This window comes from Bradyrhizobium guangdongense, from assembly GCF_006483445.1.
Taxonomy (GTDB): Bacteria; Pseudomonadota; Alphaproteobacteria; order Rhizobiales; family Xanthobacteraceae; genus Bradyrhizobium; species Bradyrhizobium guangdongense_A.
Genome location: NZ_PPPT01000091.1, coordinates 1 through 20,001 on the forward strand (window position 1 = coordinate 1; position 20,001 = coordinate 20,001).

A 20,001-nucleotide genomic window follows, 5' to 3' on the forward strand; every position below is an offset into this window, starting at 1 on the left:
GCCCGGCCATGACGACGTGGAGGCAGTCTGTGCGAAAAACTCAGCCCCGCCCCGGCGAACGCGGGCCGGCCTTGCGCTGGCTGGTGTAGGAGTCCCAGTTGCTCCAGCTTCCGTTGCTGAGGCTTTGCAGGTCGGTCGTGAGCGGGCGGCGGGTGCGCTTTTCATAGTCGGCGATGGATCGTTCCGACTGTACGATCTTCCGCTTCAGATCCGCGATCGCCTTCAGCGTCTGCCCGTTCCGCTTCGAGGACGCGATTTCGCCCATCGTGAAGCGCGCGGTCTCCAGCGCCTTCAACTCGGCGCGGTTCTTCTTCAACTGGACCCGGTGCCAGGCGATGTTGCTGTCGCTGTCCGCAACCATAAGGGAACTCCGCTGATTCGGCTCAGGACATAGTAACGTCCAGCGAATCGGCGGGGCAACGGTGCCGCGACGGCGAAAATACGGCTTTGGTTCGCGCTTACCGCTCGGCAAAGGCCTTTTCGACCACGAACTGGGCCGGTTCGCCGTGATTGCCCTCGACGAAGCCGCGCTCGGTGAGGAGCAGGCGGGTATCAGTGACCAGTGCCGGGCTGCCGCAGATCATGACGCGGTCATGGGCGGCTTCGATGGCCGGCAGGCCGATGTCTGCAAACAGCTTGCCCGAGGTGATGAGATCGGTGATGCGGCCGCGGTTGCGGAAGGGGTCGCGGGTCACGGTCGGGTAGTAGATCAGCTGGTTGCTGATGTACTCGCCGAGCAGTTCGTCCTTGGGTAGCGTCTCGGTGATCATCTCGCCATAGGCGAGCTCTTTCACGTGCCGGCAGCCGTGCAGCAGCACCACCTTCTCGAAGCGCTCGTAGGTCTCGGGATCCTTGATCACGCTGAGGAACGGAGCGAGGCCCGTGCCGGTGCCGATCAGATAGAGGTTGCGGCCCGCTTCGAGGTTGTCGATCACGAGTGTGCCGGTCGCCTTGCGGCTGACAATTATCTCGTCACCCTCTTTGAGATGCTGGAGGCGCGAGGTCAGCGGGCCGTCCGGCACCTTGATCGAGAAGAACTCGAGCGTGTCCTCGTAATTGGCGCTGGCGACGCTGTAGGCCCGCAGCAGCGGCTTCTCGCCGACCTTGAGCCCGATCATGGTGAATTCGCCGTTGCGGAAGCGGAAGGTCGGGCTGCGGGTGGTCTTGAAGGAGAACAGCGTGTCGGTCCAGTGGTGAACGCTGAGGACGCTTTCCTGGTTGAAATTGCTCATCTCACCCTGCCCTTGCCTATTGCCGTAATCGGCTAGATAATATCATTCGTGTACTATCGTTCGTATACAAATGAATAATCCGGCTTGATCGATCGGTCAAGGCGGGATCAGATCGCAAGCGTTGCAGGTAGGGATAAGGAACCATCTCCATGGCGCATGACGCACCCCAGGCCACCGGGCCTTCCAAGCTCGTGATCCGCAATATCGGCCTGCTGCTGTCCGGCGACCTGAACAAGCCGATCCTCGATGCCGACACCATCGTCGCCGAGAACGGCAAGATCACCGCGGTCGGCCGTTTCAAGGACGTCGACATCGAAGGCGCGACCACGATCGTGGACGCCAACGGCACCACGGTGGCGCCCGGCCTGATCGACAGCCACGTCCACCCTGTGGCGGGCGACTGGACGCCGCGGCAGAACCAGATCAACTGGATCGACAGCTACCTGCATGGCGGTGTCACCACCATGATCTCGGCCGGCGAGGTGCACATGCCCGGCCGTCCGCGCGACGTCGTCGGCCTGAAGGCCATGGCGATCTTCGCCCAGCGCGCGTTCTGGACGCTGCGTCCCGGCGGCGTGAAGGTTCACGCCGGCGCGCCCGTCATCGAATGCGAGATGGTCGAGGAAGACTTCAAGGAATTGGCCGCGGCCGGCGTGAAGCTGCTCGGCGAAGTCGGCTTGGGCGGCGTCAAGGACGGCCCGACCGCGCGAAAAATGGTGGGCTGGGCGCGCAAATACGGCATCCAGAGCACGATCCACACCGGCGGTCCCTCGATCCCCGGCTCCGGCCTGATCGACAAGGACGTGGTGCTGGAAGCCGACACCGACGTGGTCGGCCACATCAATGGCGGCCACACCGCGCTGCCCGACGACCAGATCCGCTGCATCTGCGAGGGCTGCAAGCGCGGCCTCGAGCTGGTTCACAACGGCAATGAGCGCTCCGCGCTGTTCACCCTGCGCACCGCGCGCGAGATGGGCGATCTGCACCGCGTCATCCTCGGCACCGACGCGCCGGCCGGCTCCGGCGTGCAGCCGCTCGGCATTTTGCGCATGGTCTCGATGCTGTCGTCGCTCGGCGACCTGCCGGCCGAGCTCGCCTTCTGTCTCGCCACCGGCAACACCGCGCGGATGCGCGAGCTCGATTGCGGCCTGATCGAAGTCGGCCGCTCCGCCGATTTCGTGCTGATGGACAAGGCGCAGCATTCGCCCGGCAAGAACATTCTGGAGAGCGTGCAGCTCGGCGACCTCCCCGGCATCGGCATGACCATCATCGACGGCATCGTGCGCACGCAACGCAGCCGCAACACGCCGCCGGCGGGGAAAGTGCCGGAGATCGTGGCGAAGTAAGCTCGGATTGCAAGCAGACCCGTCATCCTGAGGCGCGAGTGCGCGGCGCCATTGCGCCGTGCGCGAGCCTCGAAGGATGAATCGGCCGAGATGCAGCAGCCGGGCCGTCGCCCTTCGAGGGCCGCTGAAGAAGCGGCCACCTCAGGGTGACGGTACAGCGTCTCGCGCTCCCTGGAGTCACGACACCTTCGCGTCCACCCGGCACTGCGCGTCGCCGACGCGCACGAGCGCCGTCATGAACGGATAGGTGCGCCGCCAGGGCTGGAATTTTTCGCCGCTGTGGCCCTTCAACAGCATGCGCACGCCTTGCGGATCGAGGTCCGCCGACACGGAATAGGGTTGCGCTTCCGCCATGAGCTCGAGGCGGCCGACCAGACGGCCGCCGCGCGACGGCTGCTCCTCGATGCGCAAGGCGGTACGGCCGCAGGTGCTTGCGCCGGTGACTTCGACCCCGCACCAGCCGCCAGCGCATTTCGAGATGTCGAACGTTAGTTGCCTCGCCTCGTCCTTCCAGCGCCCCGCGAAATCGGCTACGGACTCTCCGGCGCGCGCGGCGGGCGCCGCATTGCCGACACCAAGCCCGACGATCGTGGCCGCAATCATGGCCCTGATCGGTCCGAGGAGCGTTGAATTGGAGCGAGCCGACCCGCAACGAATTGCGCCGCTCTCCGCATTGCGGTCGCACGCGGTCCGCTTCGCCAAAGTCGTCGCGTTCATCGTCGCTTCCTCTATCATTTTTCCGGCGGGACTGATGGCGATCGCCCTCGGATTTGGGGCGATGCCGCTGCCGCATCCCTTGTATCTCGTCCTGCAGCGGCTGCCCATCGTGTTTCCGCTGCACATGATCGCGTCGGGGCTGACGCTCATCCTCATCCCGCTTGCGCTGCTGCTGCGCCATCGCCCGTCCCTGCACCGCCCCATCGGCCGCGTCGCCTTCGGCTGCATTCTGACCGGCGCGCTGAGCGCGCTACCCGTCGCGCTGTGCAGCGAAGCCAACGCCGTGGCGCGGACAGGTCTGTTCGTGCAGGGCGTCGCATGGCTCGGATTCGCCGTGGCTGCGGTCCATGCTGTCAGGTCCGGCAATGTCGCAAGTCACGCGCGGCGAATGATTGCGGTCGCCGCGATCGCGTCCGGTGCCATCTGGTTGCGGCTGGTGACAGCAGTGGCGACGGTTTTTACGTTGCCGTTCGACGAGGTCTACGCGACAGCGACGTGGCTGTGCTGGATCGTGCCGCTGGCGATTGCACTTGTGTGGACGAAGTGCTCCACTGCCGCACCCGTCATCCTGAGGCGCTCGCCTTGCGCAGCAAGGTGAGCCTCGAAGGATGAACGGGCTAGGTGATGCAGCGGGGCCGTCGCCCTTCGAGGCTCGCCCAGCGGCGCAGTTGCGCCGCAAGGCTCGCACCTCAGGGTGACGGAGCGGGAATCGAGTTCACCGCAGCTTGTTCAGCAGCGCCATCAGCGTCTCGCGCTCCTTCGCATCCAACGGCGCCAGGGTCTCGCGAGTGATGGCGAGCGCGCTGGGGGCGACCTTTTCGGCGAGCTGCTGACCGGCGCGGGTGAGACTGACCTGCAGCCGGCGGCCGTCCTCGGGATCAGGGCTGGTCTCGGTCAGGCCGCGCGCGGTCAGGCGGTCGATCACGCCCTTGATGGTGGCGACATCCATGGCGGTGAGGCGGCCGAGCTGGTTCTGCGAGCACGCGCCGGTCTCGGCGAGCTTTGACAGCGCCGCCCATTGCGTCGGCGTGAGGTTGGTGCCGATGTCGCGGGCAAAGATCGCGCTGTGGCGCTGCCAGACCTGGCGCAGGATGAAGCCGACCTGCTCGTCCAGCACGTAAGGCGCTTTTGCCGGCTTGACGCTCTTCTTCGCCGCAACGCTTTTCGCCATCAGTTGTCAGCCCCTCACAACGACAGATGCGCGTCGCGGATATCCGGACGTGCGTCGAGCTCGGCCATCGTACCACCGAAACAGATTCGGCCACGCTCGATGATGTAGGCACGATCGGAAATCAGCCGCGCAAAGTGCAAATTCTGCTCGGAGACGACGATGCTGACGCCCTCCTTCTTCATGGTCAGGATCGCATCGACCATCTGCTCCACGATTTTTGGCGACAGGCCCTCGGAGGGCTCATCGAGCAGCACCAGCGACGGATTGCCCATCAGCGTGCGCGCGATGGTCAGCATCTGCTGCTCGCCGCCGCTCATGCGACCGCCCGGGCGGTTGCGCATCTCGCTGAGGTTCGGAAACAGCGCGAACAGCTTTTCGCGCGTCCAGTACGGTGCGTTCGTTCGCTTGGGCTGGCGGCCGACTTCGAGGTTTTCGTCGACGGTGAGGTCGGTGAAGATGCGACGCTCCTCCGGAACGTAGCCGAGGCCGCCGCGCACGATCTCGTGGGTCGGACACACTGATACGTCCCTGCCCTCGAACTGGATGCGGCCGGTGCGCTGCGCGACGAGGCCGACGATGGAGCGGAAGGTCGTGGACTTGCCGGCGCCGTTGCGGCCGAGCAGTGCGACGACCTCGCCCTCGCCCACTTCAAGGGCGATGTCGAACAAAATATGCGCCGGGCCGTAATAGCTGTTGAGGTCCGCAACTGCGAGCTTCATGCCGAGGCCCCCTCGCGATGGCGGGCGTCGTAGACCAAGCCCTCGCCGAGATAGACCGCCTGCACCTGCGGATTGCCGCGCACCTCTTCCGGCGAGCCCTCCGCGATCAGCGTGCCGCGGTTGAGCACGATGATGCGGTCGGCATGCTCGAATACGACGTCCATGTCGTGCTCGGTGAAGAGCACGCCGATCGATTTTTCGCGCGCGATGGTCGCCGTCAATCGCATCAGGTCGACGCGTTCGCGCGGGGCCATGCCGGCCGTCGGCTCGTCCATCAACAACAGTTTTGGCTGGTTGGCGAGCGCGACTGCGAGCTCAAGACGCTTGAGGTCGCCATAGGCGAGTTCGCCGCAGGGACGGTCGGCATAGCCGCCCATGCCGACGAGTTCGAGGAGGCGTCCGGCCTCGTCGCGCGCGACTTTTGCCGCCGAGCCGACGAGATTGAAGAGGCGCTGCTCATGCGAGATCAGCGCGACCTGCACGTTCTCGCGCACGGTCATGGTGGCGAAGGTTGCCGTGATCTGGAAGGTGCGGCCCACGCCCAGCCGCCAGATCTCGCGCGGCTTGCGGCCGGTGATCTCCTCGCCGAGCAGGCGGACATGGCCGGAGTCCGGCCGGTTCTGGCCGTTGAGCATGTCAAAGCAGGTGCTCTTGCCCGCGCCGTTCGGGCCGATCAGCGCAAGAATCTCGCCAGCGCGCAGCTGGAACGACACGCCGCGCACGGCATGGATGCCGCCATAGGATTTTGTCAGGCCTTCGACCGCAAGAAGTGTGGGGGCGACGCTCATTCGGCAGACTCGATCGGTTTGGCAAGCAGCGTCGATCCCGGCGGCGAGACCGAGCGTTTCCGCTGCAACAGCATTTCCAGCGTGCCGACGATGCCCTTGGGGAAGACGACCACGATCAGCACGATAAAGCCGCCGAGCACGAGTTTTGACAGGTCGGTCTGGCTGACCAGCCAGATGTTGAGGGCCTTGTAGACGATGGCGCCGATGACAGCGCCCGACACCGTCTCGACGCCACCGAGCAGCACCATGACCAATGCATCGACCGAGAGCGAGATGCCGAGATTGTCGGGGAAGACGCTGCCCTTGAGGTAGGCGAACAGCGCACCGCCGACGCCGGCCGTGGTGCCCGCGATCACGAAGGCGGTCCACTGCATGCGTTTGGCGTTGATGCCGATCGCTTCACTGCGCAGCAGCGAGTCGCGCGTGGCACGCAACGCGTAGCCGAAGGGGGAGAACACGGCGATGCGCAGTGCGATCGTGACAAGAGCTGCGACGCCGAGCGCCAGCCAGTAGAAGTGCGAGGGGCTCGCCGCCCACTTCTCCGGCCACAGGCCCAAGATGCCGTTGTCGCCGCCGGTGACGCTGACCCATTGGAACGCGATCGACCAGACGATCTGCGCGAACGCCAGGGTCAGCATCGCAAAATAGACGCCGGAGAGTTGCACGGCGAAGAAGCCGAACACGGCCGCGCCTGCAAGACCCATCAGCGGCCCGAGCAGCAGGCAGACGATCATCGGCAGCCCCGCCATCTTTGCGAGGAACGCGATGCCGTAGGTGCCGAGGCCGAAATAGGCGGCATGGCCGAAGGACGCGAGGCCGCCGACCGCCATCAGGAAATGCAGGCTGACGGCGAAGATGACGAAGATCGCGATCTCGGAGGCGACGGTCAGCGCGTAATTGCCGGCAAACAGCGGCAGCGTCGCCGCAACGATCAGCCCGGCGAGCGCGGCGAGCCGTTCGTTCTGGGTCAGCGGTCGCCAGGGATTGACGGTCAGGCCCGGCGTACGACGCGCGGCTGCCTCAGGCTTACCGAACAAGCCCCAAGGGCGAACGATCAAGACCACCGCCATCACCAGGAACACCAAGATGATCGAGATCTTTGGAAAGATCAAAATGCCGAAGGCGTTCAGCTCCGAGACCAGCACGGCCGCGACGAAGGCGCCGACGATGCTGCCGAGCCCACCGATCACGACCACGACGAAGACCTCGACGATGATGCGCAGGTCCATGGCATGATGCACGGCATCGCGCGGGATCTGAAGCGCGCCGCCAAGCGCGGCAAGGAAGACACCGACCGCAAACACCGAGGTGAACAGCCACTTCTGATTGACGCCAAGGGCTGCGACCATGTCGCGGTCCTGCGTCGCGGCGCGCACCAGCACACCCCAGCGCGTACGCTGGAACAGAAGCCAGAGAACGCCGAGCACGACGGGGCCGAGCACAATCAGGAACAGATCGTAGCTCGGGATGGCCTGGCCGAAGAAATCGACTGCGCCCTTGAAGCCGGGCGCACGGCGGCCGACGAGATCGTCGGGACCCCAGATCAGGACGACGAGGTCCTGCACCATCAGAGTCAGACCGAAGGTCGCGAGCAACTGAAAGAGTTCAGGGACGTGATAGATGCGCCGCAGCAGCACCATCTCGACGAGAAGGCCGATCAGCGCCACCGCGAGGGCCGCCATGACGATACCGCCCCAGAAGCCGAACGCGCCCGAGAAGCGGTCCGTCAGCGTGAAGGCGATATAGGCGCCGATCATGTAGAAGGCGCCATGCGCAAAGTTCACGATGCGCGTCACGCCGAAGATGATCGACAGGCCCGAGGCCACCAGGAACAGCGACGCTGCGCTGGCAAGTCCCGTGAGAAACTGTACGACGTAAAAGGCCATCTTCGGTCCGGGTTGGGTGTGAAGTCACCTCGCCCCGCGTATAGGGAGAGACACTTGTCGCTTCGTAGGGTGGGTTAGCCCTGCGATTGCGCGAAGCGCAATTCGCCGGGCGTAACCCACCGCTTTGGTTTCCGCAGAGACAGAAGTGGTGGGTTACGCCCCCGGGCTGCGCTTTGCGCAGCCGCAGGGCTAACCCACCCTACGGCAGCGGAGACTAGTCCTTCGGGCGCATCTTCTCGACTTCGGCATCGCTGGGCAGATAGTCGGCACCCTTCTTGTAGGCCGAATCCACCATCACGCCCTTGCCGTCCTTCAGCGCGGTCTTGCCGACGAAAGCACCGAGCGTCGACTGGTGGTCGATCTTGCGGAAGGTGATCTCGCCGAGCGGCGACGGCACCGAGAGGCCTTCGGCCGCGGCGATCAGCTTCTCCGGATCGGTCGAGTTGGCCTTGGCGAGGATCGCAGCCGCCGACTTGATGGTCTGGTAGCCGACGATCGAGCCGAGACGAGGATAGTCGTTGTACTTGGCCTGATACGCCTTGAGGAACGCATCATGCTCCGGCGTCTTGATCGAGTACCAGGGATAGCCGGTGACGATCCAGCCCTCAGGCGTCTCCTCCTTCAGCGGATCGAGATATTCGGGCTCGCCGGTGAGGAACGACACGACCGAACGATCCTTGAACAGGCCGCGGGTGTTGCCTTCGCGCACGAGCTTGACGAGATCGGCGCCGAAGGTGACGTTGAGGATCGCTTCCGGGTTCGCCGCGGCAACCGCCTGAACCACCGGGCCTGCGTCGATCTTGCCCTGCGGCGGCCACTGCTCGTCGACCCACTGGATGTCAGGACGCTTCTCCGACATCAGCTTCTTGAAGACGGCAACGGCGGACTGGCCATATTCATAGTTCGGCGCGATCGTCGCCCAGCGCTTTGCCGGCAGCTTGCTGGCGGCTTCCACCAGCATCGCGGCCTGCATGTAGTTCGAGGGCCGCAGGCGGAAAGTGTACTTGTTGCCCTTCGACCAGGTGATGGCGTCCGTCAGCGGCTCGGCCGCGAGGAAAAACACCTTCTTCTGGTTGGCGAAGTCGCTGACGGCGAGCCCGATGTTCGACAGGAACGTGCCCGCGAGCATCGCGACGCCTTCGCTCGAGACCAGCTCATTGGCCGCGGTCTGCGCGTCGGCCGGCTTGCCGCTGTCGTCCTTGGAGACGACGACCAGCTTCTTGCCGTTGATTCCGCCGGCCGCGTTGATCTCCTCGACCGCGAGCTGCCAGCCCTTGCGATAGGGTTCGGTGAAGGCCGGCAACAGCGAGTAGCTGTTGATCTCGCCGATCTTGATCTCCTGCGCCATGACAGACTGCGCCATGCCGCCCACGAGGAGCGCGAACGCCGCGCCGACAAAAGTGTTTCTTGATCGCATCCCAACCTCCACTTTCAAGTGTTTATCTAAGACCGTCTTCGCCTTTGACTTCCGCAACCGTCAATCCGCCAACACGCGGCAGCGGACGGCCGCTGTCGGTGACGGCAACCGCGACCATGATCTCGTTGGCGCGCGGCGCGTCGTTGATCTGCACTTCCATCCCGTCAAAGTGACTGCGCACGAAGGCCGCGTCCTTGTGACCCAGCGGGATATCGAGCGTCGTGCCGGGGCCGCTGCGCTTCTTCGATGACGGGATCAGCGCTGCGCCCTTGCTCAAGACCTTGCGCACCGGCGCACCCATCTTGGGATGCAGGATGGCGGCGGCATGCTCCAGCTCGCCATTCTCGCCAACCGCAGCAGCCTTGCCATAGCTCTGCACCTTGGCACCATCGATGCCGAGGGCAGCGACCGCGCGCTTGGACAGGAGATCGCCGAGTTCCTCGCCGATGGCGATCAGGGGCGAAAGGTCCTCGACATATTTCCCGGCAAAGGGGTTTTCGATCACGGCAATCGCGGCCGCGCGTCGCGTCGGCGGCGAGACCTGGCGACCCATCTCCATCTGCGTCTCTTCGACGACGGTGACGATCTTGCGGATGATCGCGCTCATTGCTGCTGTCCCTGTTCAGGCATGGATCGCGGTCTCCGCGATGCGCTGATACGATCTCTGCCGCTCAATATCCTTGGTTCCGATGACGAGCATATCACCACAAAGCTGCAACACGGCACCCTCGATCAATCCGCGATCGAACAATTGTCGTGCACGTTCCGCGCCAGATTCGAGCGCGTCGCGAATCTCGTCTTGCGACAATGCGCCGACGTCGCGGGTGACGAGGCGCGCGCCGAGATCGTTGTCGGGCTGGATCTCATTGGCGGGGCAACGGCTGATGGCGGGATGTCCGGGCAGATCGACGGCATTGGCGATGACGGTCGCCGCGGCATCGGCCTGCGACGCGGTTCGGGCCAGCACGGTCACGGCGTCAGCAATGCCAAGCGAAAAGCTGCGACCATGACGGCCAGAGGTCGCGATTCCGCGCACGGGATCGTCGTCCCTGACGATCATCGTCCGCATCAACCCGTCGCGATCTGGCCGGTCCATCAGGCCGACGGTGAACTGCTCGCCGGGTGACAGGTGAATGGCGATATCGCCGCCATTGTTGACATAGGCCTGATCGAGCGCCGCGGCGCTCAGCATCGCGCCCAGGATTTCCTCCGCGACGCTGCCGGCAACGGCGGCCATCGGCGTGATAAAACACTCCGCGGCAAAGGGCGCGACCGCGGCGTGCATGCGACGCGCAACGACGCCGCTGAGTACGCAAGCGCCCGGCACCACCGGCTTGCGCAGCTCAGTCAATTCCGCGCAGAGCGCATCGAGCAGGCCGGCAAAACGCCCGGCCGCGGCCTCATAGGCCGCGCGCACCGCGCTCGCCGATCCCCTCGCCTCGACGATCAAATCGATCGGACCATCCTGCAAATGCAGCCGCCGGCCATCAGACAGCAACGCGATTTGCGGGAGGCGCTTCATGCGCGGCGCCCCGGAAGCGGCTGCTGCCACGGCACCTGGCGGACGTCCTCGCCGGCCTGCACTTCCGCAAGCGGCCGCACATAATCCATGTGCCCACCGAGCGCGGCATAGTCGGACAGCTTCATCGTGAACTCGATCGGCGCGACCAGCGCCGGCGTCGGCACATAGCCGAACGCTCCTATCGGCATCTGCGTGACATCGACCATGTAAGTGATGCCGCCACCCGGCCAGACATAGACCGGCGCGCCGCCGCTGGTGACGCGCGTCAGCGCATCCTTCACCGAGCGCGTCAGCCGCACCGGATTATCGGTGACGCCGGCGCGCAGCGAACCGCCGGCACCGGCCATGAACAGCACCGTGCACAGCGCCGGCTCGCAATTCTCCTGGATGCGCTCGACCGAAAATTTCAGATCCGCCGGCATCTCCGTCTCGACCGGCTGGAGGGTCTCGTCGAGCACATAATAAGACGAGTGCTCACCCGTCGTGGAGACCATCAGCATGGTCAGACCGGCCTTCGCCTCCTTGGCGTCGAACGGACCGAGGATCGACAAGGGATCGGAGATGTTGGTGCCGCCCCAGCCCGTGCCGGGATCAGCGACCTGGAAATAGCGGCCAGGCGTCGAGCGCCGGCCCTTCATCTTGATGCCGGTGTCGGCGATATCGAGCAGCTTGCCGGCCTGGTGCTCGCTGAGCACACCGGTGATGTGGTCGTCGACCACGACGACCTCGTCGACCTTGCCGTGCCACTGCTTGGCGAACATGCCGATCGTCGCCGAGCCGCAGCCGACCCGCATGCGCTCTTCTTTCACGCCGTTGACGATCGGCGGCTGCCCCGCCTGCACCACCACGGCCGCACCGCCGTCGATCGTGAGCTCCACCGCCTTGCAGTTGGAGAGGTCCATCAGCGTGTCGCAGGTGACGCGGCCCTCCTTCTTGGAGCCGCCGGTCAGGTGATGCACGCCGCCGAGCGACAGCATCTGCGAGCCATATTCGCTGGTCGTGACGTGACCGACCGCCTCGCCCTGCGCACGCACGGTCGCGGTTTCCGGCCCGAGATAGCGGTCGGTGTCGATTTTCACCTTCACCCCGCAATAGGAGAAGATGCCTTCGGTGACCACCGTGACCATGTCGACGCCGTCGACCTCGGACGAGACAATGAACGGCGCCGGCTTGTAGTCGGGATAGGTGGTGCCCGCACCGATCGCCGTGACGAAGGTCGAGGGACCCTGGACGAGCTTGCCGTCCCAATCCTCGCTGCGGCTGAACGGCACCAGCTTGCCGCCCTGCGAGACCGTGCGTTCGAGAACGATGTGCGGATCGACGCGAACGAGCTTGCCGTCCTGATTGGCATAGCGGTCGCAGGCTCCCGCCGCGCCCGGCTTGATGTAGCACATCACCGGACAGGCATCGCAGCGGATCTTGTCGGTGGCGGCGCTCGTCGTGTCGTTCATGTGCGGGCGGCCCAGCAGATCACGGGGGCTTATCATTCGTACACGAACGATGCGCGCGATGCCGGGGACTGTCAAGCGGCGCTCCGGCCGAAAAATGCGCGCTGCCGAATAAAACCTCATTTGCCTCCCGCCCCTGTCCACAAAGCGGGCATTCACGCTGCAGTGCGGCATGCACCGCTTGCACGTTTGTGTACAAACGGTATCGTCGGCTTCACGAATTTGATGCGCATGCGCGCTGTGGCTGGGAGCAAGGATGACGCAGGCACCGATCCGCCTCACCGTGAACGGCAGGATCCACGACGTCTCGGCATCGGCCGATACGCCGCTGCTCTATGTGCTGCGCAACGACCTCGCGCTCAACGGTCCGAAGTATGGCTGCGGTCTCGGCGAATGCGGCACCTGCACTGTCCTGATCGACGGCAGCGCGGCGCGCGCCTGTGTGATTCCGGTCGGCGGCTGCGCCGGGCGCGACATCGTGACGCTCGAAGGCCTCGGCACGCGCGACAAGCCCGATCCCGTGCAGCAGGCCTTTATCGACGAGCAGGCCGCGCAGTGCGGCTACTGCCTCAACGGCATGATCATGACCACGAAGGCGCTGCTTGCGATCAACCCGCGGCCGACGGAGCGCGAGGCGCTGGAAGCGCTGCGCTACAATCTCTGCCGCTGCGGCACCCATGTCGAGATCTTGCGCGCTGTGATGCGCGCATCTAGCCAACTCGCCGAGGCCAGTGACTAATGGCCTCCGATCCGCAGCGCGACACGGAGCGGCGTTCCGGCTCGCTCGTCGTTCTCCAGACACTGGACGACGGTACGTCCGAGACGTTCATCCGCATCACCGCCGATGGATCGGTCAGCGCCTATAACGGTCATGTCGATCTCGGCACCGGCATCCGCACCGCGCTCGGCCAGATCGTCGCCGAAGAGTTGGACGTGTCCTTTGCGCGCGTCGTCGTCGTGCTCGGCGACACCGCCGTGGTGCCGAACCAGGGCGCGACGATTGCGAGCGAGACGATCCAGATCACGGCCGTGCCCTTGCGCAAGGCGGCGGCGCAGGCGCGAAACTTTTTGATCAGCCATGCCGCGGCGCGGCTGGAGATGCCACTCGACGAGCTCAGCATCGAGGACGGGCTGGTTCGCGGCCACGACAATCGCAGCATCAGCTATGGCGAGCTGATCGGCGAGGACACCATCCGCCTCGAGTTGGCCGACCACGTCAAGCTCAAGGCCGTCGGCGACTATGCAATCGTCGGCCAGTCCGTGCCGCGTGTCGATCTTCCTGCAAAAGCGACCGGCGAGCTCACCTTCGTCCACGACATCCGCGTCCCCGGCATGGTGCATGGCCGCGTGGTGCGGCCGCCCTATGCCGGCGTCGATGCCGGGCCGTTCGTCGGCACCAGCCTGATCGCGGTGGACGAATCCTCCGTGCGCGACATCCCCGGGCTCGTGGCGGTCGTGCGCATCGGCGATTTCGTCGGCGTCGTCGCAGAGCGCGAGGAGAACGCGATCAAGGCGGCCGAGCAGTTGAAGGTGAGCTGGAAGCCGACGCCGACCCTGCCCGATCTCGCCGATCTCCAGAGAGCGCTGCGTGCGCATCCCTCGGAGCCGCGAACGCTGATCGACAAGGGCGACGTCGAGGCGGCGATATCAGGCGCGGCCAAGCCGATGCAGCGCACTTATGTCTGGCCCTACCAGATGCACGCCTCGATCGGGCCGTCCTGCTCGGTCGCCGATTTCACGGATGGCCGCATCCGGGTCTGGTCCGGGACGCAGAACCCGCACATCCTGCGCACCGACCTCGGCTTGCTGATCGAGCGGCCGGAGAGCGAGATCGAGGTTATCCGGCTGGAAGCGGCCGGCTGCTACGGCCGCAACTGCGCCGACGATGTCAGCGCGGATGCGCTCTTGCTGTCTCGCGCGGTCGGCCGCCCCGTGCGCGTGCAGCTCACGCGCGAGCAGGAGCATCTCTGGGAACCCAAGGGCACCGCGCAGCTCATCGACGTCAATGGCGGGTTGAATGCGGATGGCGGCGTTGCCGGCTACGACCTTGCGACGCGCTATCCCTCGAACGCTGCGCCGACGCTGGCGCTGCTGCTGACGGGCCGCCTCTCGCCCGATCCCGCGGTGCTGCAGATGGGTGACCGCACCGCGATCCCGCCCTACGATTACGACCACATGCGCGTTGTCGCGCATGACATGCCGCCGATCGTGCGCGCGTCATGGCTTCGGGGCGTCTCGGCGCTGCCGAACACGTTTGCGCATGAATCCTATATCGACGAGCTCGCCTCCGAGGCCGGCGTCGATCCGATCGAATATCGTCTGCGCTACCTGAAAGACCAGCGTGCGGTCGATCTCGTCAATGCGGTGGCCGAGCGTGCGGGCTGGACGCCACGGCCGGTGCGCGAGGAAAAGGACGGCGATGTCGTGCACGGGCGCGGCTTTGCCTACGCGCTCTACGTCCACAGCAAGTTTCCCGGTTATGGCGCGGCGTGGTCGGCCTGGGTCGCCGATGTCGCGGTGAACAAATCTACCGGCGATGTCAGCGTGACCCGCGTCATCGCAGGGCAGGACTCCGGATTGATGATCAACCCGGATGGCGTGCGGCACCAGATCCAGGGCAACGTCATCCAGTCCACCAGCCGCGCGCTGATGGAAGAGGTGTCGTTCGAACGCGGCGCGGTGGCGGCGCGCGAATGGGGCGCCTATCCGATCATCCCCTTCCCTGACGTGCCCAAGATCGACGTGTTGATGCTGCCGCGCCACGATCAGCCGCCGCTCGGCGTCGGCGAGTCCGCCTCGGTGCCGAGCGCGGCGGCGATCGCGAACGCGATCTTCGATGCCACCGGCGTGCGCTTTCGCGAGCCGCCGTTCACGCCCGAACGCATTTTGCGGGGCTTGCGCGGCGACACGCCGCCCGGGCCGCAGGCGTTGCCGGCACCTGCCGCCGCGCCGCCATCGCGGATCTGGCGAAATCCCTTCGCCAAGCGCTCCGGCGTATTCGCGACTGTTGCCGCGCTTTGCACGGCCGCGATCGGCATCGGTGCGGCGATGCTGCCGGGTCGTGCGATCGCCCCGATCGCGCGGCCGGATTCCTCGGTCTACTCTGCCGCGACGATCGCGCGCGGTGAACAACTGGCGGCACTCGGCAATTGCGCGGAATGCCATACCAGCATCGGCGGTGCCGTGAATGCCGGTGGCCGTGCGCTGGAGACGCCGTTCGGCACGATCTATGCGACCAACATCACACCCGATGTCGAGACCGGGATCGGCGCCTGGTCCTATCCCGCCTTCGAGCGCGCGATGCGGGAGGGCTTGCACCGCGACGGACGGCAGCTCTATCCGGCTTTCCCCTATACGCACTTCGCCAAGACCAGCGACGCCGACCTGCAATCGCTCTACGCCTATCTGATGGCGCAGCCCGCGGTGCGCGCCACGGCGCCTGCGAATGCGCTGACCTTCCCGTTCAACCTGCGGCCGCTGCTCGCGGGCTGGAATGCCCTGTTCCATCAGACGACCGAGCTCAAGCCTGATCCGGCCAAATCGGAGCAATGGAATCGCGGCGCCTATCTGGTCGAGGGCCTCGGTCATTGCAGCGGCTGCCACTCGCCGCGCAACGCGCTCGGCGCCGAGCAGCGCAAGGCTTATCTCGCCGGCGGCTTTGCGGAGGGATGGGAGGCGCCGGCGCTGACCTCGCTGTCGCAGGCACCGATCCCGTGGAGCGAGGACGAGCTCTATACTTACTTGCGCACGGGCCATTCGCGCTTCCACGGCGTGGCGGCGGGACCGATGGCGCCGATCGTGCGCGACCTCGCGGCACTTCCCGACCAGGACATCCGCGCGATGGCGGTCTATCTCGGCTCATTCAACGACACCGCGGTCGACAAGCCGGCGCAAGAAGCTCTTGCGGCAAAGCTCGAAGCCGAGACGAAAGTGACCGTCATGTCCTCAACGGGCGCGCGGCTCTATGTCGGTGCTTGTGCGGTGTGCCACGAGGTTGGTGGCCTGCCGCTGTTCGGCAGCCGCCCATCGCTTGCGCTGAACAGCAATCTGCACAGTGCGACGCCGGACAATCTCGTCCAGGTCATCCTGCACGGCATCGCCGAGCCCGTCACGAGCGACCTCGGCTACATGCCGGCCTTCAAGAACAGCATGAGCGACGCGCAAATCGGGGAACTCGTGAACTTCCTGCGCAAGCAGTTCGCACCGGACAAGCCGGCGTGGAGCAGCGTGCGGGAGACGATTGCGCGCGCGAGATCGTCGGTGCATTAGCTCATCTCGCGTTCGCCGCCGCATGAACCCGCCAGAGATCCGCCCGCCAATGCAGTGCGATCGCCAGCATGAAGGCCATGCCGCTCAACGCGTAGAGCGTTCCCGTGGCGGCAAAACCAAAGAGGTCGATCAGGCTGCCGGCCGCCATCAAGCCGATCGGCAGGCCGTAGATCACCATCATGCGCACGCCCATGACGCGACCGCGCAAATGCTCGGGGACCGAGCGCATCAGGATCACGGCAACCGAAATCATCGAGAGGCTTTGCGAGACCCCTGACAGGAACAGGCAGATCATCGCAAGCGGCACGCTCTTGAGCTGGACGAAGACGAGCAGCATTGCATACCAGGCGATCGTCGCGCCGATCATCACGCGTGCGATGCGCAGGCCCGTGACGAAGCTGAGCACCATCGATCCCACCAGCGAGCCGGTCGCAAAGCTCGCCGAGAGATAGCCGAGCCCGGTCTGGTCGGTCAGGTAGATCTCGCGCGCGACATAGGCCAGCAGGCCGCCGGTGAGCGGAAAGGCCGTCAAATTGACGAGGAATGCGACCAGCAACGCCGCGCGTACCTGCGGCGTGGTCCAGACCTGCGCAAGCCCCTCCTTCAGGTCGGAGAATGGCGAGCGAAGCACAAGCGTCTCGCCGTCTGCGGACTTGCGCGTCTTCTTCGGAAGCTTGATGCACAGCGTCAGGCACATGCCGATGAGATAGATGCTGACGATCGCGATATAGACCGGTCCGATGCCGAGTGCCGCGAACAGGCCTGCGCCGGAGAGTGCGCCGGCGATGCGTGCCGTATCCTGCGTGGTGCGCGAGGTGCTGATCGCGCCGATCAGGAGCTCCGGCGGCATGACATCGGCAACCAGCGCGCCGCGGACGCCGAGATCCGACGGCCGGATCATGCCCATGATCGACACGATGATCATGACATAGGCCGGCGTCAGGTGCCCGGTCAGCGCCAGAATCATCAACGTCCCCGACAGCACGGCATAGGCCGCGCGCATCATCGCCAGGAGATCGCGGTGGCCGATGCGGTCGCCGATCACGCCGAACATCGGCGCGACCAGGGTGCCGACGAAATTGAGCGAGCCAAGCACGGTGAGCAGCAGCACCGAGCCGGTCTCGACCAGGATGTACCAGCCGAGGACGAGCGTCTCCATCTCGAACGCCCAGGAGGTGAGCAGATCGGCCGGCCACTGAAAACGGTAGTTGCGGATGCGGAAGGGCCGCGCAAATCCACTCAATGCGCAACAACGCTCGGCATGGCGTCCACCCTTCCCCCGGTTTCTTGTTAAGATTCCGTTTACCGATTTAGATCAGCGGTGGCCAGCCTTTGGGCACATCCTTGCCATGCGCCGTTGACGGCCCCCACATCTCCGACTGTGGGCCCTGGGCCGAGGCGTCGTTCGGGCCTTGCTTCGGCTTTCCTGAGCGACCGACGGGAACCGGATTCGATCTGTTCGCGCGGTGGTAAATGAACGCTTAACGCGGCTTCGACGCGAGCGCCCGACTGTGCCGAAAAGACCAGTTTCCGCGCATGTTTCCCCACATGTGTGCCTGGCAACCATGTCTCCCGTGAAATTGTCGCAGATTTGACGAACCGCCCGCTCCGGCCGCTTAACCGTTTGTCCAGTGACGGCCGCGCATAGTCAGGGTCAAACTCTCTTTCTCCTGCAGGTACCTTATCGTGTCATCTTTTGGACGTGTGATTTCGGTGCGCGGATCGCTTGCCCGGGTCGGGCTCCTGGCGGAAAGCCGGATGCCGGTCTCCGAGGTGCGAGCCACCGTCGGCCGCTTCGTCAGCATCCGCTCGGCCAGCTCGATCATCGTGGCCATGATCACCGAAGTCTCCTGCGAGAACCTCTCGAGTTCCGACAATTTCATTGCTGCCGCCTCGGTCGACCTGCTCGGCGAGATCCTCAACGCCACCGACAAGCCGAAATTCCAGCGCGGCGTCACCAACTATCCGACGATCGGCGATGCCGTCGACCTGATCACCAGCCAGGAGCTGCGCACGATCTACGCGCCGACCGGCTCCGACCAGATCAATGTCGGATTCCTGCAGCAGGACCGCTCGGTCGTCGCCTATGTCGACATCGAGGAAATGCTCTCCAAGCACTTTGCGGTGCTGGGATCGACCGGCGTCGGTAAATCGACCGGCGTGTCCCTGCTGCTCAACGAGATCCTCAAAGCACGGCCGAACCTGCGCATCTTCCTGCTCGACGTCCACAACGAATATGGCCGCTGCTTCGGCGACCGCGCGCTGGTGCTCAACCCGCGAAACCTGAAGCTGCCGTTCTGGCTGTTCAATTTCGAGGAAATCGTCGACGTGCTGTTCGGCGGCCGCGCCGGCGTGCCCGAAGAGCTCGACATCCTGGCCGAAGTGATCCCGCTCGCCAAGGGCGTCTACACCCAGTACCAGAACGCCGACCGCATCGGCCTGAAGCGCATCGACCCCAAGCAGATCGGCTACACCGTCGACACGCCGGTGCCCTATCGCCTGGTCGATTTGCTGTCGCTGATCGACGAGCGCATGGGCAAGCTGGAAAACCGCTCCTCGCGCATCATCTATCACAAGCTGATCTCGCGCATCGAAGCCGTGCGCAACGATCCGCGCTACGCCTTCATGTTCGACAACGCCAATGTCGGCGGCGACACCATGGCCGAGGTGATCAGCCACCTGTTCCGCCTGCCCGCCAACGGCAAGCCGATGACGGTGATGCAGCTCGCCGGCTTCCCGGCCGAAGTGATCGATTCCGTCGTGTCCGTCCTGTGCCGCATGGCCTTCGATTTCGGCCTGTGGAGCGATGGCGCCTCGCCACTGCTGTTCGTCTGCGAGGAAGCGCACCGCTACGCCTCCGCCGACCGCAATATCGGCTTCGGCCCGACCCGCAAGGCGGTGTCGCGCATCGCCAAGGAAGGCCGCAAATACGGCGTCTATCTCGGCCTCATCACCCAGCGTCCGGCCGAGCTCGACGCCACCATCATCTCCCAGTGCAACACGCTGTTCACGATGCGTCTTGCCAACGACCGCGACCAGGCGCTGCTGCGCGCCGCCGTGTCGGACGCGGCCGCGAATCTGCTCTCCTTCGTGCCCTCGCTCGGAACCCGTGAAGTGCTGGCGTTCGGCGAAGGCGTCGCGCTGCCGACGCGCTTGCGATTCAAGGAAGTGCCGCCGCACCAATTGCCGCGCGGCGAAGCCACCATCTCCAGCGTGCCCTCGATGACGGCCGGCCACGACATGCATTTCGTCAGCGCCGTGCTGGAGCGCTGGCGCGGCGCCACCTCGCAGCGCGACGTGCCGAACGATCCGGTGTTCTCGGCCCCGCCCGCCAAGACCTTGCCGCCGGTCGAAGCGCCGATGCTGCAGCCCTCGATGGGACTCGATCCGGATCGCTTCTCGCTTCTGAAGAAGCCGCTGCGGTAACGTCAGCACCCGAATTCCGGTCGATACACTTTGTGCTTCATTCGACCGCTTGAATTAGCC

The 20,001-nt window shown here is 65.2% G+C and carries 17 protein-coding genes; 5 read left to right on the top strand and 12 right to left on the bottom strand.

The genetic code is table 11. The features are described from left to right. Positions 1-40: 40 nt before the first annotated feature. Both C2U70_RS13160 and C2U70_RS13165 read right to left on the bottom strand, forming a co-directional pair. Positions 41-361 carry a hypothetical protein gene (locus C2U70_RS13160; protein ID WP_140978448.1) on the bottom strand — a complete coding sequence of 107 codons (321 nt, stop codon included), beginning with the start codon at positions 359-361 and terminating at the stop codon, positions 41-43. A gap of 97 nt (positions 362-458) precedes the next feature. Further along, entirely contained in the window at positions 459-1,232 is a 774-nt protein-coding gene (locus tag C2U70_RS13165) for a ferredoxin--NADP reductase (RefSeq protein WP_140978449.1), read from the bottom strand. A gap of 149 nt (positions 1,233-1,381) precedes the next feature. Between C2U70_RS13165 and C2U70_RS13170 the strand changes: the two genes are divergently transcribed. Continuing rightward, on the top strand, positions 1,382-2,578 hold the full coding sequence (locus tag C2U70_RS13170; protein WP_140978450.1) for an amidohydrolase family protein: 1,197 nt from the start codon (positions 1,382-1,384) through the stop codon (positions 2,576-2,578). A 177-nt stretch (positions 2,579-2,755) separates the two neighbouring features. Here C2U70_RS13170 and C2U70_RS32990 read toward each other — a convergent pair whose 3' ends face one another. Continuing rightward, a complete protein-coding gene (locus tag C2U70_RS32990) occupies positions 2,756-3,181 on the bottom strand; it encodes a hypothetical protein (RefSeq protein ID WP_186294226.1) in 426 nt (141 codons plus the stop codon). Here C2U70_RS32990 and C2U70_RS13175 point away from each other — a divergent pair. Further along, positions 3,180-3,893 (top strand): DUF2306 domain-containing protein, encoded by a 714-nt coding sequence (locus tag C2U70_RS13175; protein ID WP_186294227.1) that lies wholly within the window; start codon positions 3,180-3,182, stop codon positions 3,891-3,893. The genes C2U70_RS32990 and C2U70_RS13175 overlap by 2 nt on opposite strands. Before the next feature lie 117 nt (positions 3,894-4,010). Here C2U70_RS13175 and C2U70_RS13180 read toward each other — a convergent pair whose 3' ends face one another. From C2U70_RS13180 to C2U70_RS13215, 8 genes are all read right to left on the bottom strand, one after another. Next, positions 4,011-4,466 carry a MarR family winged helix-turn-helix transcriptional regulator gene (locus tag C2U70_RS13180; protein WP_140978452.1) on the bottom strand — a complete coding sequence of 152 codons (456 nt, stop codon included), beginning with the start codon at positions 4,464-4,466 and terminating at the stop codon, positions 4,011-4,013. Positions 4,467-4,480: 14 nt separating this feature from the next. Further along, the gene (locus C2U70_RS13185; RefSeq protein WP_140978453.1) at positions 4,481-5,185 is read right to left on the bottom strand and encodes an ABC transporter ATP-binding protein; all 705 of its coding nucleotides are present in this window, start codon (positions 5,183-5,185) and stop codon (positions 4,481-4,483) included. Next, a complete protein-coding gene (locus C2U70_RS13190) occupies positions 5,182-5,973 on the bottom strand; it encodes an ABC transporter ATP-binding protein (protein WP_140978454.1) in 792 nt (263 codons plus the stop codon). The genes C2U70_RS13185 and C2U70_RS13190 overlap by 4 nt, the downstream gene beginning before the upstream one ends. Further along, the gene (locus tag C2U70_RS13195) at positions 5,970-7,859 is read right to left on the bottom strand and encodes an ABC transporter permease (protein ID WP_140978455.1); all 1,890 of its coding nucleotides are present in this window, start codon (positions 7,857-7,859) and stop codon (positions 5,970-5,972) included. The genes C2U70_RS13190 and C2U70_RS13195 overlap by 4 nt, the downstream gene beginning before the upstream one ends. A 214-nt stretch (positions 7,860-8,073) precedes the next feature. Next, the gene (locus C2U70_RS13200) at positions 8,074-9,276 is read right to left on the bottom strand and encodes an ABC transporter substrate-binding protein (protein WP_140978456.1); all 1,203 of its coding nucleotides are present in this window, start codon (positions 9,274-9,276) and stop codon (positions 8,074-8,076) included. 22 nt (positions 9,277-9,298) lie between these two features. Further along, positions 9,299-9,883 (bottom strand): amino acid synthesis family protein, encoded by a 585-nt coding sequence (locus C2U70_RS13205; RefSeq protein WP_140978457.1) that lies wholly within the window; start codon positions 9,881-9,883, stop codon positions 9,299-9,301. Positions 9,884-9,898: 15 nt separating this feature from the next. Further along, the gene (locus C2U70_RS13210) at positions 9,899-10,798 is read right to left on the bottom strand and encodes a UPF0280 family protein (RefSeq protein WP_140978458.1); all 900 of its coding nucleotides are present in this window, start codon (positions 10,796-10,798) and stop codon (positions 9,899-9,901) included. Beyond that, a complete protein-coding gene (locus C2U70_RS13215) occupies positions 10,795-12,249 on the bottom strand; it encodes a 6-hydroxynicotinate reductase (RefSeq protein WP_140978459.1) in 1,455 nt (484 codons plus the stop codon). Before C2U70_RS13215 ends, C2U70_RS13210 begins: the two co-directional genes overlap by 4 nt. Before the next feature lie 253 nt (positions 12,250-12,502). On the opposite strand from C2U70_RS13215, the gene C2U70_RS13220 reads away from it, so the two are divergent. Together C2U70_RS13220 and C2U70_RS13225 are read left to right on the top strand one after the other, a co-directional pair. Next, positions 12,503-12,985, top strand: a complete 483-nt coding sequence (locus C2U70_RS13220) for a (2Fe-2S)-binding protein (RefSeq protein ID WP_140978460.1) — start codon at positions 12,503-12,505, stop codon at positions 12,983-12,985. Further along, positions 12,985-16,515 carry a molybdopterin cofactor-binding domain-containing protein gene (locus tag C2U70_RS13225; RefSeq protein ID WP_140978461.1) on the top strand — a complete coding sequence of 1,177 codons (3,531 nt, stop codon included), beginning with the start codon at positions 12,985-12,987 and terminating at the stop codon, positions 16,513-16,515. Before C2U70_RS13220 ends, C2U70_RS13225 begins: the two co-directional genes overlap by 1 nt. Before the next feature lies 1 nt (position 16,516). Here the strand turns inward: C2U70_RS13225 and C2U70_RS13230 are convergent, their stop codons facing one another. Then, positions 16,517-17,758 carry an MFS transporter gene (locus tag C2U70_RS13230; protein ID WP_140978462.1) on the bottom strand — a complete coding sequence of 414 codons (1,242 nt, stop codon included), beginning with the start codon at positions 17,756-17,758 and terminating at the stop codon, positions 16,517-16,519. 443 nt (positions 17,759-18,201) lie between these two features. Between C2U70_RS13230 and C2U70_RS13235 the strand changes: the two genes are divergently transcribed. Further along, positions 18,202-19,941 (top strand): ATP-binding protein, encoded by a 1,740-nt coding sequence (locus C2U70_RS13235; protein ID WP_140978463.1) that lies wholly within the window; start codon positions 18,202-18,204, stop codon positions 19,939-19,941. Positions 19,942-20,001: the final 60 nt, after the last annotated feature.